Origin of the sequence: Acidovorax sp. IB03 (assembly GCF_016406015.1) — a bacterium.
Taxonomy (GTDB): domain Bacteria; phylum Pseudomonadota; class Gammaproteobacteria; order Burkholderiales; family Burkholderiaceae_C; genus Acidovorax; species Acidovorax temperans.
This window is the reverse complement of sequence record NZ_JAEFCH010000002.1, coordinates 144,869-159,572: the sequence shown is the minus strand read 5'-3', so window position 1 is coordinate 159,572 and position 14,704 is coordinate 144,869. Positions and strand designations below refer to the sequence as shown.

The 14,704-nt window shown below is 65.2% G+C and carries 14 protein-coding genes; 5 read left to right on the top strand and 9 right to left on the bottom strand.

The features are described 5' to 3' along the window. Positions 1 to 30: 30 nt before the first annotated feature. Both rfbD and rfbB read right to left on the bottom strand, forming a co-directional pair. Positions 31 to 921, bottom strand: coding sequence for a dTDP-4-dehydrorhamnose reductase (gene rfbD, locus IHV84_RS01850; protein WP_198845568.1), 891 nt, complete (start codon positions 919 to 921; stop codon positions 31 to 33). Beyond that, positions 918 to 2,000 (bottom strand): dTDP-glucose 4,6-dehydratase, encoded by a 1,083-nt coding sequence (gene rfbB / locus IHV84_RS01845; RefSeq protein ID WP_198845567.1) that lies wholly within the window; start codon positions 1,998 to 2,000, stop codon positions 918 to 920. Before rfbB ends, rfbD begins: the two co-directional genes overlap by 4 nt. A 204-nt stretch (positions 2,001 to 2,204) precedes the next feature. Here rfbB and IHV84_RS01840 point away from each other — a divergent pair, with 204 nt between their 5' ends. From IHV84_RS01840 to IHV84_RS01830, 3 genes are all read left to right on the top strand, one after another. After that, the gene (locus tag IHV84_RS01840; protein ID WP_370541157.1) at positions 2,205 to 2,735 is read left to right on the top strand and encodes a phasin family protein; all 531 of its coding nucleotides are present in this window, start codon (positions 2,205 to 2,207) and stop codon (positions 2,733 to 2,735) included. 175 nt (positions 2,736 to 2,910) lie between these two features. Beyond that, on the top strand, positions 2,911 to 3,582 hold the full coding sequence (locus IHV84_RS01835; RefSeq protein WP_044395707.1) for a TetR/AcrR family transcriptional regulator: 672 nt from the start codon (positions 2,911 to 2,913) through the stop codon (positions 3,580 to 3,582). 41 nt (positions 3,583 to 3,623) lie between these two features. Next, complete coding sequence (locus IHV84_RS01830; RefSeq protein WP_198845566.1) at positions 3,624 to 4,403, top strand: M48 family metallopeptidase; 780 nt, start codon at positions 3,624 to 3,626, stop codon at positions 4,401 to 4,403. 50 nt (positions 4,404 to 4,453) lie between these two features. On the opposite strand, the gene IHV84_RS01825 is transcribed toward IHV84_RS01830, so the two are convergent. Then, on the bottom strand, positions 4,454 to 5,230 hold the full coding sequence (locus IHV84_RS01825) for a type III pantothenate kinase (protein ID WP_044395704.1): 777 nt from the start codon (positions 5,228 to 5,230) through the stop codon (positions 4,454 to 4,456). Between the two features lie 225 nt (positions 5,231 to 5,455). Between IHV84_RS01825 and lysM the strand changes: the two genes are divergently transcribed. Continuing rightward, positions 5,456 to 5,956, top strand: coding sequence for a peptidoglycan-binding protein LysM (gene lysM, locus IHV84_RS01820; RefSeq protein WP_066694149.1), 501 nt, complete (start codon positions 5,456 to 5,458; stop codon positions 5,954 to 5,956). 139 nt (positions 5,957 to 6,095) lie between these two features. Here the strand turns inward: lysM and IHV84_RS01815 are convergent, their stop codons facing one another. From IHV84_RS01815 to glyQ, 6 genes are all read right to left on the bottom strand, one after another. After that, a complete protein-coding gene (locus tag IHV84_RS01815) occupies positions 6,096 to 6,521 on the bottom strand; it encodes a rhodanese-like domain-containing protein (protein WP_082753246.1) in 426 nt (141 codons plus the stop codon). Between the two features lie 75 nt (positions 6,522 to 6,596). Continuing rightward, positions 6,597 to 7,595, bottom strand: coding sequence for a M48 family metallopeptidase (locus IHV84_RS01810; RefSeq protein ID WP_198845619.1), 999 nt, complete (start codon positions 7,593 to 7,595; stop codon positions 6,597 to 6,599). Between the two features lie 117 nt (positions 7,596 to 7,712). Continuing rightward, positions 7,713 to 8,498, bottom strand: a complete 786-nt coding sequence (locus IHV84_RS01805) for a 1-acyl-sn-glycerol-3-phosphate acyltransferase (protein WP_198845565.1) — start codon at positions 8,496 to 8,498, stop codon at positions 7,713 to 7,715. A 66-nt stretch (positions 8,499 to 8,564) separates the two neighbouring features. Continuing rightward, positions 8,565 to 9,155, bottom strand: coding sequence for a D-glycero-beta-D-manno-heptose 1,7-bisphosphate 7-phosphatase (gene gmhB / locus IHV84_RS01800; RefSeq protein ID WP_198845564.1), 591 nt, complete (start codon positions 9,153 to 9,155; stop codon positions 8,565 to 8,567). A 72-nt stretch (positions 9,156 to 9,227) separates the two neighbouring features. After that, the gene (gene glyS, locus IHV84_RS01795; protein ID WP_198845563.1) at positions 9,228 to 11,381 is read right to left on the bottom strand and encodes a glycine--tRNA ligase subunit beta; all 2,154 of its coding nucleotides are present in this window, start codon (positions 11,379 to 11,381) and stop codon (positions 9,228 to 9,230) included. A 188-nt stretch (positions 11,382 to 11,569) separates the two neighbouring features. Then, positions 11,570 to 12,475 carry a glycine--tRNA ligase subunit alpha gene (gene glyQ / locus IHV84_RS01790; protein ID WP_005799952.1) on the bottom strand — a complete coding sequence of 302 codons (906 nt, stop codon included), beginning with the start codon at positions 12,473 to 12,475 and terminating at the stop codon, positions 11,570 to 11,572. A gap of 243 nt (positions 12,476 to 12,718) precedes the next feature. On the opposite strand from glyQ, the gene IHV84_RS01785 reads away from it, so the two are divergent. Beyond that, entirely contained in the window at positions 12,719 to 14,638 is a 1,920-nt protein-coding gene (locus tag IHV84_RS01785) for a choice-of-anchor I family protein (RefSeq protein WP_233099644.1), read from the top strand. The last annotated feature ends 66 nt before the right edge of the window (positions 14,639 to 14,704 follow it).

Genomic DNA, 14,704 nt, shown 5'->3' with positions numbered 1-14,704 from the left:
GGCGCAAGGGGCGCCGCTGTCCGGATGGGCTTATAGGATTTCGGTCAGCATGCGTTCGACACCGGTTTGCCAGTGCGGCAAGGTCAGGCCGAAGGTGGTTTGCAGCTTGGTCGTATTCAAGCGCGAGTTGTGCGGGCGGACGGCGGGGGTGGGGAAGGCGCTTGTGGGCACGGGTGCAATTTCTTTTGCTATTATTTTTATAGCTGACTGCGCTTTACTGGCGTGCTCAATCACGAATTTCGCGTAGCCGTTCCAGGTGACTTCGCCGCCCGCCACCAGGTGGTACAGGCCCGCGTCTTGCGGGCGTTGCTGCAGGTGGCGAATGGCGTGGGCGGTCACGTCGGCCAGCAACTCGGCACCGGTGGGGGCACCCCATTGGTCGTCGATGACGGTGAGGCGCTCGCGCTCTTGCGCCAGGCGCAGCATGGTCTTGGCAAAGTTGCCGCCGCGTGCGGCGTACACCCAGCTGGTGCGCAGGATGAGGTGCTTGGCGCCCGATTGCTGGACGAGTTGTTCGCCTTCGAGCTTGGTGCGGCCGTACACGCTCAGGGGCGCGGGGGTGTCGGTCTCGACCCAGGGGCGGGTGCCGCTGCCGTCGAACACGTAGTCGGTGCTGTAGTGCACCAGCCAGGCGCCCAGGGCGGCGGCCTCGCGGGCGAGCACGCCGGGGGTGGTGGCGTTGAGCAGGCGGGCCAGTTCGGGCTCGCTCTCGGCCTTGTCTACAGCGGTGTGCGCGGCGGCGTTGACGATGACGTCAGGGCGCAGGGCGCGCACCGTGGCGGCAACGCCTTCGGGGTTGGCAAAGTCGCCGCAATGGTCCGTACTGTCGTGGTCCAGCGCCGTGACGTGGCCCAGCACGGCCAGGCTGCGTTGCAGCTCCCAGCCCACTTGGCCGCCTTTACCGAAGAGCAGGATGTTCATGCCACGGCCTTTGCGGCTGGGTCGGCCTGGTATTGCTTTTGCACCCATTCTCGGTAGGCGCCCGATTGCACCTGCGCCACCCACTCGGGGTTGTCCAGATACCACTGCACGGTCTTGCGGATGCCGGTGTCAAAGGTCTCGGCAGGCTTCCAGCCCAGCTCGCGCTCGATCTTGCGGGCATCGATGGCGTAGCGGCGGTCGTGGCCAGGACGGTCGGTGACGTAGGTGATCTGCGTTTTGTAGCTCTGGCCGTCGGCGCGGGGGCGCAGCTCGTCGAGCAGGGCGCACACGGTGTTGACGATCTCGATGTTGGGCTTTTCGTTCCAACCGCCCACGTTGTAGGTCTCACCCAGGCGCCCGGCTTCGAGCACGCGGCGGATGGCGCTGCAGTGGTCGCGCACGTACAGCCAATCACGCACCTGCATGCCGTCGCCGTACACGGGCAGGTTTTTGCCTGCCAGGGCGTTGACGATCATGAGGGGGATGAGCTTTTCCGGGAAGTGCAGCGGGCCGTAGTTGTTGCTGCAGTTGGTGGTGAGCACGGGCAGGCCGTAGGTGTGGTGCCAGGCGCGCACCAGGTGATCGGATGCAGCCTTGCTGGCCGAGTACGGGCTGTTGGGCTCGTAGCGGTTGTCTTCGCTGAAGGCGGGGTCGGTAGCTGAGAGGGTGCCATAGACCTCGTCGGTGGAGACGTGCAGGAAGCGGAACGCTTCTTTTTTGATAGCTGGCAGCGCTTGCCAGTATTGCCTTGCAGCCTCCAAAAGCCTGAAAGTGCCGACGACGTTGGTCTGGATGAAGTCTTCGGGGCCGTGGATGGAGCGGTCCACATGTGATTCGGCGGCGAAGTTGACGATGGCACGGGGCTGGTGCTCGGCCAGCAGGCGCGTAAGCAAGGCGGTGTCGCCAATGTCGCCCTGCACGAAGATGTGGCGGGGGTTGCCCTGCACGCTATCGAGGTTGTGCAGGTTGCCAGCGTAGGTGAGCTTGTCGAGGTTGACCACGGGCTCGTCGCCGTTGGCAATCCAGTCGAGCACGAAGTTGGCGCCAATGAAGCCGGCGCCGCCAGTTACCAAAATCATAAGATGGGCAGTGTTGATACGCCTGCAGGCGAAGCTGGCGATTATCCCATCCTTGGCCCCGGGCCTGTAACAGTATTTGTGCCAGGGTGCGCCACCCGGCACCGCTATATCGGCCGCTTTCTAGGCACACGCCCCTAACCCATGCGCCCCAACCCGCCGTACAGTGGAATGTGTTTGTTCACCAACCGCCACAGGAGGCTCTACATGGCAACCAAGAAGTCTTTCCCCTTCGGTCCCGAAGACATGGCATCCGGCGCCGTTCCGTTCAGCGACGCCGTAAAGGAATCGGCCCAGCAGATCTGGCTGGCCGGGCTGGGGGCGTTTTCCAAGGCGCAAGCCGAGGGCGGCAAGGTGTTTGAGGCGCTGGTCAAGGAAGGCGTGAACATGCAGCGCAAGACCCAGACGGTGGCAGAGGAAAAAATCACCGAAGCCGCCCAGCGCATGACCAGCGCAGCCACAGAGATGGGCTCGCGTGCTGCCGGTCAGTGGGACAAGCTGGAAACCATTTTTGAAGACCGCGTGGCCAAGGCCCTGGGCCGGCTGGGCATCCCCACCGCACGCGACCTGCAGGCGCTGAACGAGCGCATTGATGCGCTGACCCAGGAATTGGCCAAAAGCCGCAAGGCCCCGGCAGCGCGTACCGCCAAGGCCGCAGGCAAAACTGCGGGCAAGCCAACGCCCCCCACACCCGCCAAAAAGGCTGCACCCCGCGCCCGCAAGCCTGCCGCCAAGTAGGCGTCTGCCCCGGCCTTGCGCGAAGCCCAGCGCGCAAGGCCCGCACGCAGCCAAGCCGACACTGGCCGGGAAACCCCCAAGCATTGCTGCGATGAATGCTGCATCGCAGCAAATGGGGCTGCGTTAGAGTGGTGGGCACAGACGCATCCCACTCAGCGCGAAAAGGGCAACTCCCATGGCTAAGAAAGCGCCACGCCGCACGGCGCAACGCATTCTGGAAGTGACACTGGACCTGTTCAACCGGTTCGGCGAGCCCAATGTGTCCACCACCGCCATTTCTGCCGAGCTGGGCATCAGCCCCGGCAATCTGTACTACCACTACCCGGCCAAAGACGCGCTGATCAACACCCTGTTTGACCAGTACGAAGAGGCCCTGAATGGGCTGCTGCAGGCCAGCGACAGCGTGCACAACGTGGAAGACGCCTGGTTCTTCCTGCACACCCTGTTCGAGCTGATCTGGGAATACCGGTTTCTGTACCGCGACCTCAACGACCTGCTGTCCAAAAACCGCCGCCTGGAAACCCATTTCCAGGCTGTGCTGCACCGCAAGGAAAAGGCCGTGCACACCATGCTCGAAGGCATGCAGCAAGCACAGGCGCTGCTGCCCGGCCCAGAGACCCGTGCGGCCTTGCCCACCACCGCCACCAGCATGGTGGTGGTACTGACCTACTGGCTCAGCTACGAATACGTGCGCGACCCGCGCCATGCGCTGGAGCCCGGCAACGCCCACCATGCCCTGCTGCGCGGCGCGCGGCACGTGCTCAACCTGCTGGAGCCCTACCTGGAAGCCACGCAGCGTGCCCACTTGCAAGCCCTGGCGCAGGCCTATGCCCCACCGGCGGGCTGACTCGCCACCACACGATCAACAACAACATGACGGAGACACCCATGGCACCTTGGACCCCCTTCCCCCACGCAGGCGACTACGCCTGGGATACCACCCGTGTGCAGCAACAATGGAGCCAGCTGCACCTGGGAGACGCGGAGCCCCTGCCCCAGGACCCCGCCGTGCTGCACGCCTGGGTGCTGTTCCATAACGGCGAGTTTCAAAAAGCGGTAGAAGCAGGCCTGGCCGCAGGCGGCGCGGGCATCACGGCTGCCAACAAGGCCACGGCGGTGTACGCCACCTACCTGGAGCCGCGCGAGCAAACGCGGCTCGGGCTGTTCATGCAGATTGCCGAGCGTGCCCAGGCACAGGCTGCCGCCAACGCGCAGCACGCCAACGCCTGGTACTGGAACGCCTACGCCCTGGGCCGCTACTGCCAGGGCATCAGCGTGGCCAAGGCCCTGGCGCAGGGGCTCGGCCAGCAGGTGAAAGAATCGCTGGAAAAAGCCATTGCCCTGTCGCCCCGGCATGTGGAAGCGCGCATTGCGCTGGGCACCTTCCACGCAGAAGTCATCGACAAAGTGGGGGCGATGGTGGGCGGCATGACCTATGGCGCCAAGAAAGAAGTCTGCCTGCAGCTGTTTGAAGAAGCGCTGGCCTTGCAACCCGGCTCGGCCATTGGCATGGTGGACTACGCCAACGCCCTGGTCATGCTCGAAGGCGACGAACGCATTGACGAAGCCACCGCGCTGTATGAACGCGCCGCAGCCTGCCAGCCGATGGACGCGATGGAAGAGCTGCACGTGGCCATGGCACGGGCCGAGCTGCACGAGGAAAGCTGAGCAAGCCTCACGCCCCAGCGGCTACCAGCGGCTACCTGCCGCTGACCCGCTCAGGCGCCAAAGCGGCGCGAGGCGATTTCGAGCAGGCCGTCAAAAATCAGGTTGTCCACCAGCTCGAAAGGCCGGGTCATGCTGGGCGCCATCTTCCAGCCCGCGCCGCCCGTCATGATGCAGGCGGGCTCCTGGCCGCTGTGCTGCAGCAGGTGCTGGTACATGCGCTCCACCGCGCCGGCAATGGCGTAGGTGCCGCCGCTGGTCAGGGCATCACTGGTGTTGGTGGGAAAGGGGCGCACCTCGCCCGTGGGCACATGCAGGCCAGCGGTGCCGGTCTCCAGTGCGCGCAGCATGATGCCGTGGCCCGGCAGGATGAGGCCGCCCAGGAACTTGCCGTCCACATCAATGCATTCCACCGTCACGGCGGTGCCCACCATCACCACCACCAGGGGCCGTGCCGGGCCCCGGGCCAGCACATGGTGGCGCGCGCCCACCATCGCCACCCAGCGGTCTGACCCCAGGCGCGAAGGGTGGTCGTAGCCGTTGGTAAGCCCCGCCTCTTCGGCCGACGACACCACCCATTGCGGCTCCACATCCCAGCGCACCATTTGCTCCATCTGCTCCTGCACCCGGCGCTTGGCAGCGTCCCCTGCCACCACGCAGCCCAGCATGCGCGTGGGCACAGGCAATTGGGCCCAGCTGCTTTCGGCCAGGCGGTCGATGTGGTCGAGGAACTCGGCACCATGCGCGATGAGCGCTGCGCCGGGGCGGTGAGCGTCGTACAACGCCCATTTGAGACGGGTGTTGCCGACGTCGATGGCCAAAAATGTCATGGCGCGGATTATCCCGAGTTTTGCCAAGCCCCCCTGAACAGGGGATACACAACGATACAGGCACTGTCACCCGCCGAGCGACCGGCCGCCACGGCAGGCCAGGGCAAGCTGCAAGCCGCACCGTGTGATTGCCAACAATTTTCATGCGCGCTTGGCCTACACCCTTTTGTCGCACATTCGGTCTACAGTGGCCTTTCCAATGTTGGCTGCACTAGGAGGTATCTCATGGGTCTTTTCAGTTTTATCAAAGAAGCGGGTGAAAAGCTGTTTGGCGGCAAAGAGGTGGAGGCCGCAGCGGCGCAAGCGGCCAGCAACCCGGCCCCCTTGCAAGACCTGAACGACAAGGCTGCGCGCGCCATTGAGGCCTATATCGCGTCTCAAAACCTGGGGGTGCAGGGCGTGCAGGTGGCGTTTGACGGCGCCAGCGGCAAGGTGGTGGTTCAAGGCCAGGCCCCCACGCAGGAAGCCAAGGAAAAAGTCACCCTGTGCTGCGGCAACGTGGCCAGTGTGAAAGACGTGGACAACCTGATGGCCGTGTCGGCCCCCTCGCCTGAAGCCCAGTACCACGACGTGGTGCGCGGCGACACCCTGTCGGCCATTGCCAAGAAGTACTACGGCGACGCCAACAAGTACCCCGTGATTTTCGAGGCGAACAAACCCATGCTGAGCCACCCCGACAAGATCTACCCTGGCCAGAAGCTGCGCATTCCACCCCTGGCGCAGTGAGCGGTATTTTTTAAGCAAAAAGAGCTGCCAGCGCTTGATACACAAGCGCTGGCAGCTCTTTTTTTAGGAGCACTCATTTCATCTTTGGCCGATGCCAGAGTGCCAAGCCCCTGCAGGGGCGCCGCCTCAGGCCGGGCGATCAGCCCTGCCGCCAGGGCAGGCCACGAAAGCGCCAGCCGCCCTTTTTGCCGCGCTGGCCGTTGTCGTCCGGGTCGCCCTCAAAGCCTTCCAGAATGTTGTAGGCGGTAAGCCCCAGCTCGGTGGCGCGCTTGGCGGCGGCAATGGAGCGCACGCCGCTGCGGCACAGCAGCACGGCGCTTTGCCCGGCGGGCACGGCGGCGCGCAGCTGGGCATCAAAGTCGGGGTTCATGGCCATGCCGGGCCATTGCTTCCAGGGCACGGCGGCAGCGCCGGGCACGCGGCCCACCCATTCCATTTCGGCCGAACTGCGCACATCCACCAGCACGGCCTTGCCTTCCTGCACCCACTGCCAGGCTTGCTGGGGGGTGACGTCGCCGGCGTAGCCTTCGGCGGGGATCACGGTGGGGGTAGCAGATGAGGTCATGGGTGCAATCCTTTCCATTCGGTCGGTTCAGTCGGGCTTGTTCTTGAAAAGCGGTGTGGCTGCGGCAGCGCGCCATCACCACAGGGGCGCGGGCTCTTCACGCAGCTGGTTGCGCAGCGCGGCATAGTCGGGCACCACGGTGGCCACGGTGTTCCAAAAGCGCGGGCTGTGGTCCATCACGCGCAGGTGGGCCAGTTCGTGCGCCACCACGTAGTCGATGACGGCGGGGCGGTAGTGCAGCAGGCGCCAGTTCAGGCGAATGGAGCCATCGGCCTTGGCGCTGCCCCAGCGGGTTTCGGCGCTGGACAGGCGCAGGCTCGTCCACTGCACACCCAGCAGCGGCGCGAAATGGTCCAGCCGCTCGGTGAAGTGGCGGCGCGCATCGCGCATCAGCCAGGCCAGCACGGCATCGCGGATCTGCGTGGCGCTGGCATCTGCCGGCAGGCCAATCACCAGCCGCGCCGGGGTGTCGGGCGCGGCAGCATGCAGGGCCCCGCCCCGGCCGCTGCGGCTTTGCGTGGCATCCAGCACCACCTGCAGGGGCTGGCCCAGGTAAGGCAGCTGCACGCCATCGGCCCACACAATGCGGCCGCTTTCCAGGCGCTGCTGGCGCTCGCGCGCCTGCACCAGCTTGGTCATCACCCAGGCGCTGCGTTCGCGCAGCACGGTGTCCACGGCCGACAGGGCCACCCAGCTGGGGGCGCGCACGGCCAGGCCATCCGCACCCACGGTGAAACCAATGGTGCGGCGGCGCGAGCGGTGCAGGGCATAGGCCACCAGGGCGTCGCCCAGCAGCACCTCGCGGTTGGCCTGGGGGTGGCGGAATTCAGCAGGGGCCAATAGCGTTGGCAGTGGCGCCGTGGGCGGTGCAGAGTTTGCTATTTTTTCAGGAGCTGGCGGCGCTTTGCGGGTGCGCCTTGCAGGCACTTTTTGCTTCAAACCCGAGGGGCCAGGCACGCTGGGCTGAGTGCCGCTGCGCGGGTGGGCAGGCGAAGCGGCGGGCGCTTGCGCTGTGCCACGCGCCCCTGCCGAGGCGTCAAAAAAATCCAGGGCCAACTGCACCAGGCGCTTCATCACAGGCTGCCAGCCGCCACGCGCGGGCCACGCCATGCGCTGGGGCCGTCAACGGCGGGCACCGGCGGGTGGCGTTGTGCGGGGTGCTGGCGCATGGCAGGGTTGCGTGAAGCGAGATCAGTCGGCGCTGCCGCCCTGTGCGGGCGCGGCCAGGGGCTGGGGCTCTGCGGGATAGGCTTCGGGGTCGAGGCGGCGCATTTCAGCCTCGATCCACGCTTCCACCTCGCGCATCAGCTCGTCGGGCTGGCGGCCGGCCGAGGCAATGGCGGGGCCAATGGACACATCCACCACGCCCGGCTTTTTGATGAAGGCCTTGCGTGGCCACACCTTGGCCGATGTGACGGCAATCGGAATCACCGGCACGCCGGTGTCGATGGCCAGCCGGGTGCCGCCGTTCTTGTACTGGCCCTTCTGCCCCCGCTCCACACGCGTGCCTTCGGGGAACATGATGACCCAGGTGCCCTTGGCCAGCAGCGCCTTGCCCTGCTGCACCACCTTGTTGAACGCCTTGGCGCGCAAGCTGCGGTCGATGTGGATCATGTCCAGCCGCCCGATGGACCAGCCAAAGAACGGCACGTACAGCAGCTCTTTCTTGAACACGTAGGCCAGGGGGTGCGGCATGATGGCTGGCATCAAAAACGTCTCGTACGTGGACTGGTGCTTGCACAGCAACACCGCACCGCTTTTCTCGCCCTGGGGCAGGTGCTCCATGCCGGTGACGCGGTACTGGATGCCCAGCAGCGGACGAGCGCTGTGCACACAAATCGACAGCCAGGCGCGGGCAATGCGGTACAGCGACGTGCCGCGCATCCCGAACAACGAACCCAGCACGATGGCCAGGGTGTAGGGCACCACGGTGATGGCCATCCACAGCATGTGGATGATGGAACGGATCAGCGCCATAGTTTTCAGTCTTTCTGGCCTCCAGCGCCCTATATACAAGCGCCAGCAGCTATATTTTTTATAGTATCAACCCACCGCCGACGGTGCCGGAACAGGCTGCGACTGCGGCGTTGCGGGCAACAGTTGCTCTACCCATTGCGCCAGGCTGGCATGCACCTGAATGCCCGCAGGCCAGCCCTCGGGCAGCGCCTGCCCCGGCTGCAGCCCGGCGGCATGGCCGGTGCACACCAGGTGCAACTTGGCCCCCAGGGCGGCCCCCGCTTGCAGGTGCGCCTGGCAGTTGCCCACCACCAGCACATCGTGCGGCTCCACGCCATAGCGCTCGCAAATCTGCTCCAGCAGGCCCGGGGCGGGCTTGCGGCAGCTGCATTCCTCTTCGGCGGTGTGGGGGCAGTAGAAGACGGCGTCGATGCGCCCGCCCACCGCCGCCATCTGCCGGTGCATTTTGGTGTGGATGGCGTTAAGGGCCACCACATCCAGCAAGCCCCGGCCCAGCCCGGGCTGGTTGGTGGCCACCACCACATGCCAGCCCGCGTGGTCCAGCCGTGCAAGGGCCTCCAGCGCGCCCGGCACAGGCACCCAGTCGTCCGCCGAGGTGATGTAGTCATCGCCCAAGGCGTTGAGCAGGCCGTCACGGTCGAGGATGGCGAGTTTCATGGGTTGCTTCCGTTGCGAGGTCACCAGCACCAGCCTACCAGAGCCACCAAATGCACATCAGGCCGCAGGGCCTCAAGCGGCCAGGCGCGACAGGTCGGCCACGCGGTTCATGGCTTCGTGCAGGCTCTTGAGCAGGCCCTGGCGGTTCAGGCGCAGATCCAGTTGCTCGGCGTTCACCATCACGTCGTCAAAGAACGCATCCACCGGCGCGCGCAGCACGGCCAGGGTCTGCAGGCTGGCGGTGTAGTCGCCCGCATCAAACTGCGCATTGGCCTCGGGCACAAAGCGCTGCAAGGCGGCGAACAAATCCTTCTCGGCCTGCTCTTGCAGCAGCGCGGGGTTCACGTGTGCGTCCACGGGGCCTTCCACTTCGGCCTTTTTCAGGATGTTGCCCACGCGCTTGTTGGCAGCGGCCAGCGCAGGGGCTTCGGGCAGCGCGGCAAAGGCACGCACGGCCGCCAGCTGCTTTTGCACCAGGGCCAGGCGCTGTGGGCGCAGGGCCAGCACGGCGTCCACTTCCTGCGCGCTGTAGCCTTGCTCGCGCAGGCTGCCTGCGAGGCGGTCGTAGATGAAATCGGCGAGCTGCGCCGAGGCATCGGTGATCTTGTCGCCAAAGGCAGGCACGGCACCGGCCAGCAATGCGCTCAAGTTCAGCGGCAAGTCCTTTTCGACCAGCATGCGGATCACGCCCAGCGCATGGCGGCGCAGCGCGAACGGATCGCGGTCGCCGGTGGGCAGGTTGCCAATGCCGAACATGCCGACCAGGGTTTCGAGCTTGTCGGCCAGGGCCACCACCACGCCTGCGGTGTTGCGGGGCAGCGCATCGCCCGCAAAGCGGGGCTTGTAGTGGTCTTCGATCGCGTTTGCCACGGTCTCGCCCAGGCCGTCGTTCAGGGCGTAGTAGCCGCCCATGATGCCTTGCAGCTCAGGGAACTCGCCCACCATGTCGGTCACGAGGTCGGTCTTGGCCAGCAAAGCGGCTTGGTCCGCGTCTGCCACCAATTGAGCGTCGCCCAGCTGCTGTGCGATGGCTTTGGCAATGGCGCGCACGCGCTCCACGCGCTCGCCCTGCGTGCCCAGCTTGTTGTGGTAAACGACCTTGCCCAGGCCTTCGACGCGCGAGGCCAGGGTTTTCTTGCGGTCCTGGTCAAAGAAGAATTTCGCATCGGCCAGACGGGGGCGCACCACGCGCTCGTTGCCGCCGGTCACAAAGCTGGTGTCCTCGGGGCTGATGTTGCTCACCACCAGGAACTTGTTGGTCAGCTTGCCTGCAGCGTCCAGCAGCGGGAAGTACTTCTGGTTGGCCTTCATCGTGAGGATCAGGCACTCTTGTGGCACGCCCAGGAACTGCTCTTCAAACTGGCAGATGACGACGTTGGGGCGCTCGACCAGCGCGGTCACTTCGTCGAGCAGGGCATCGTCTTCAATGGGGCGGGCACCGTTGCCCACTTTGGCGGCGGCCGCGGCCAGCTGGCGGGCGATTTCAGCCTTGCGCTCGGCAAAGCTGGCGATCACGGCACCGTCTTTTTGCAGCGTAGCGGCGTAGCTGTCGGCGTCTGCCAGCACCACGGGCGACACGGCCGCTTCAAAGCGGTGGCCTTGCGTGCTGTTGCCTGCGGTGAGGCCCAGCGCCTTCACGGGCACCACGGTGCTGCCGTGCAGCGCCACCAGGCCGTGGGCGGGGCGCACAAAGTTCACGCTGGTCCAGCCGGGCAAAAAGTTGTCCATGCCGCAATCGGTTTCGAGCTGGTAGCTCATCACCTTGGGGATGGGGAGCTTGGCGATGGCTTCGTCCAAGGCCTTTTGCAAACCGGCCTGCAGCGTCGCGCCGGGCACCACGCTGTCGTAGAACAGGGCTTCGGCCTTGCCGTCCTGGGCGCGCTTCAAGGCGGCCACGGCGGCTGCGGGGTTGGACACATCCGCACCCAGCGCTTGCAGCTTTTTCAGCAGCGCAGGGGTGGCATTGCCGTCCTTGTCCAGGCCCACGGTCACGGGCATCAGCTTTTGCTGCACAGCCTTGTCGGCCGCCTTGTCGGCCACGGCGGTCACATGGGCGGCCAGGCGGCGGGGCGAGGCGAACGGTGTGACCACAGAGGCGGCGCTGGCCAGACCCTGGGTCTTGAGCTGGTCGCCCAGCACAGTGGCGAAGGCATCGCCCAGTTTCTGGAGCGCCTTGGGAGGCAGCTCTTCCACAAACAGTTCGACGAGTAGGTTTTGGGTTGTCATGTTGTCGGCTCTATTCCGTCATTCAATACGGCATCCGCTACGCAAGCGATGCCTGAAAACTGGCGTGCCCCATGCGCAAGCAGCCGCGCCAGGGCCGCCCCGCCGCGCTGGCTGCGTCCCCCTGCCCGCATTGCCTGGCAATGCGAGAGCGGGGGGAAGACGCGCAGCGGCTCAGGGGGGTGTTCACTTCAAGCAGCCTTCTTGGGCATCTGCTCCACCCACTCGCGCGGCGCCATGGGGAAGCCCAGGCGTTCGCGGCTCTCGTAGTAGCTTTGCGCCACCGCGCGGGCCAGGTTGCGGATGCGGCCGATGTAGGCAGCGCGCTCGGTCACGCTGATGGCGCCGCGGGCGTCCAGCAGGTTGAAGCTGTGCGCGGCCTTGAGCACTTGCTCATACGCAGGCAGCGCCAGTTGTTGCTCCATCAGGTACTTGGCCTGCTTTTCGTGCGCGTTGAACGCGGTGAACAGGAAGTCGGCGTCGGAGTGCTCGAAGTTGTAGGTGGACTGCTCCACCTCGTTCTGATGGTACACGTCGCCGTACTTGAGGGTATCGGTCCACTGCAGGTTGTAGACGTTGTCAACGCCCTGCAGGTACATGGCCAGGCGCTCCAGGCCATAGGTGATCTCGCCGGTGGCGGGTTTGCAGTCAATGCCGCCCACTTGCTGGAAGTAGGTGAACTGGGTCACTTCCATGCCGTTGAGCCAGACTTCCCAGCCCAGACCCCAGGCGCCGAGCGTGGGGTTTTCCCAGTCGTCTTCCACAAAGCGGATGTCGTTCTTCTTGAGGTCAAAGCCCAGGGCTTCGAGGCTGCCCAGGTACAGCTCCAGGATGTTGGCCGGTGCGGGCTTGAGCACCACCTGGTACTGGTAGTAGTGCTGCAGGCGGTTGGGGTTCTCGCCATAACGGCCGTCTTTGGGGCGGCGGCTGGGCTGCACATAGGCGGCCTTCCAGGGCTCGGGGCCAATGGCGCGCAGGAAGGTGGCGGTGTGCGAGGTGCCTGCGCCCACTTCCATGTCGTAGGGCTGCAAAAGGGCGCAGCCCTGGGCGTCCCAGTAAGACTGCAGCTTCAGGATGATTTGTTGGAAGGTGAGCATGGATGGTGTCTGACTTACCGCAGGCGGAGCCTGCGCCGGTGAATCGAGGGCAGTTTGCACTGCGCAAACGTCGATTTTACGGCGCCCATCGCACCCGGACGGGGGAACAGCCTCCAGGGCACGCACTGCACACCAGAGATGCAGGCCACCTTAGGCCACACCATGACATTCACAAAACCGTCATGGAGGTGACATTCAATCCAGCGTGATCTGTTTTGCCCCTCTCACCAGCAACTACCCCACATGAATCCTCTGTTGAACGCCTCTCACCGCAAGCTTTTCGGTATCTCCCTGCTGGCCGTGGCCGCCCTTGCCGCCTGTGGCGGTAGCGACGATGAGCCCGAACGCACCCCCGCCTCGCTGCAGCTCGAAAAAATTGGCGGCTACTCTGCCGGGCAGTTCCTCAAGAGTGCGGCAGAAATTCCTGCTTTTGATGCAGCCTCCAAGCGCGCTTTCGTGGTCAATGCACAGTCAGGCAAGCTGGATGTGCTGGATCTGAGCGACCCCAAGAACCCCAAGAAAGTCGGGGAAGTCAACGGCGCAGCCGTACTGACCAACGGCGAAGTCAACAGCGTGGCCGTAAAGAACGGGCTGGTGGCCATCGCCATTCAGGCCAAGCCCAAGACCGATGCTGGCCGCATCGCCATCTACCAGGCCGCAGACCTGAAGCTGCTAGGCTCCGCCCCCGTCGGTGCACTGCCCGACATGCTGACCTTCACGCCCGATGGCAAGACCATCTTGGTCGCCAACGAAGCCGAGCCCAGCGATGACTACCAGGTTGACCCCGAAGGCTCCATCAGCATGGTGGATGTGAGCAACCCCGGCGCGCCCGTGGTGCGCACCGCCGACTTTAAAGCCTTCAACAGCCGCGCCGCTGAGCTGATGGCCAAGGGAGTGCGCCTGTTTGGCCCCACAGCAGACGGCAAGGGCCGCGCCACGGTGGCACAGGATCTGGAGCCCGAATACATTGCCGTATCGGCCGATGGCAAGACCGCCTGGGTGACCCTGCAAGAGAACAACGCCCTGGCCATCGTGGACATCGCCAAGGCCGCCGTCACCGACATCGTGGCACTGGGCTACAAGGACCACGGCGTGGCCGCCAACGCCCTAGACTTTGCCGACAGCGACGGCAAGAGCCCCGTGATCAACATCACCACCGCCCCCAACGTGCTGGGCATGTACCAGCCCGACGCCATTGCCGCCTACCAGGCGGGCGACGGCCAGACCTACCTGGTCAGCGCCAACGAGGGCGACGCCCGCGCTTGGGGCGAAGGCACGCCAGCCTATTTTGGCAACGGCGCCAAAGGCCCTGGCGATGTGACCAAGGGCTTCGTGGAAGAGTGGCGCGTCAAGCACCTGGTGCACAAGGACGGCTTCCTGCGCCGTGCTGACGATGACCTGCCCGCCCACTTGATCGCCCTGGCCAAGGGCAACGGCGGCGCACTGCTCAACCCAGCCAACTTCGCCTGGTGCGGCGCCGTGGCCGGCGACCCCAAGACCTGCCGCGACGACGACAAGCTCGGCCGCCTCAAGGTGACCTGGACCCAGGGCTACCAGACCAACGCCGACGGCAGCCCCAAGTGGTACAACGCAGCTGGACAGGTAGACCCCGCAGGCAATCGCCTGATGTACGACAAGCTCTATGCATACGGCGGCCGCTCCATCTCCATCTGGAATGCCCAGGGCAAGCAGGTGTGGGATTCGGGCGCTGCGATCGAGCAGTTCCTGGCCAGCGACGAGTGCAAGCTGGGTGCCAAGCGCGACATCGCCTGCAAGACCTACTTCAACAGCGGCCATGACGCCACCGCTGCGCTGGATGCACGCAGCTCTGCCAAGGGACCAGAGCCAGAAGGCCTGGCTGTGGGCACCATCGGCAGCAAGACGTTTGCCTTCGTGGGACTGGAGCGCATGGGCGGCGTGCTGGTGTTCGACATCACCGATGCCAAGACACCCAAGCGCGTGGACTACATCAACACCCGCGAAAACTGGACAACTGCATTTGGCGCCGCCACCCCGCCCGCACTGGACAAGGTGGGCGATCTGGGCCCCGAAGGCTTGGCCTTCGTACCCGCCAAGGATTCGCCCAATGGCAAGCCCCTGCTGCTGGTGGGCAATGAAGTCAGCGGCAGCACCGCGATCTTCCAGCTCAACCTGGCGTACTGACCGCCGATGAACCCTGGCGCGGCGCATGCACTGCGCGCCAGGGCTCCCCCGATGCAGTCCAAAAAA

Bases quoted from the DNA above. Each gene is read 5' to 3' on its own strand.
- IHV84_RS01815 (WP_082753246.1), bottom strand. From the start codon at position 6,521: ATGACCTCATCTGCTACCCCCACCGTGATCCCCGCCGAAGGCTACGCC.
- IHV84_RS01805 (WP_198845565.1), bottom strand. From the start codon at position 8,498: ATGGCGCTGATCCGTTCCATCATCCACATGCTGTGGATGGCCATCACC.
- glyS (WP_198845563.1), bottom strand. From the start codon at position 11,381: ATGACAACCCAAAACCTACTCGTCGAACTGTTTGTGGAAGAGCTGCCT.
- glyQ (WP_005799952.1), bottom strand. From the start codon at position 12,475: ATGCTCACCTTCCAACAAATCATCCTGAAGCTGCAGTCTTACTGGGAC.
- rfbB (WP_198845567.1), bottom strand. From the start codon at position 2,000: ATGATTTTGGTAACTGGCGGCGCCGGCTTCATTGGCGCCAACTTCGTG.
- IHV84_RS01840 (WP_370541157.1), top strand. From the start codon at position 2,205: ATGGCAACCAAGAAGTCTTTCCCCTTCGGTCCCGAAGACATGGCATCC.
- IHV84_RS01810 (WP_198845619.1), bottom strand. From the start codon at position 7,595: ATGAAGCGCCTGGTGCAGTTGGCCCTGGATTTTTTTGACGCCTCGGCA.
- IHV84_RS01830 (WP_198845566.1), top strand. From the start codon at position 3,624: ATGGCACCTTGGACCCCCTTCCCCCACGCAGGCGACTACGCCTGGGAT.
- rfbD (WP_198845568.1), bottom strand. From the start codon at position 921: ATGAACATCCTGCTCTTCGGTAAAGGCGGCCAAGTGGGCTGGGAGCTG.
- gmhB (WP_198845564.1), bottom strand. From the start codon at position 9,155: ATGAAACTCGCCATCCTCGACCGTGACGGCCTGCTCAACGCCTTGGGC.
- IHV84_RS01835 (WP_044395707.1), top strand. From the start codon at position 2,911: ATGGCTAAGAAAGCGCCACGCCGCACGGCGCAACGCATTCTGGAAGTG.
- IHV84_RS01785 (WP_233099644.1), top strand. From the start codon at position 12,719: ATGAATCCTCTGTTGAACGCCTCTCACCGCAAGCTTTTCGGTATCTCC.
- IHV84_RS01825 (WP_044395704.1), bottom strand. From the start codon at position 5,230: ATGACATTTTTGGCCATCGACGTCGGCAACACCCGTCTCAAATGGGCG.
- lysM (WP_066694149.1), top strand. From the start codon at position 5,456: ATGGGTCTTTTCAGTTTTATCAAAGAAGCGGGTGAAAAGCTGTTTGGC.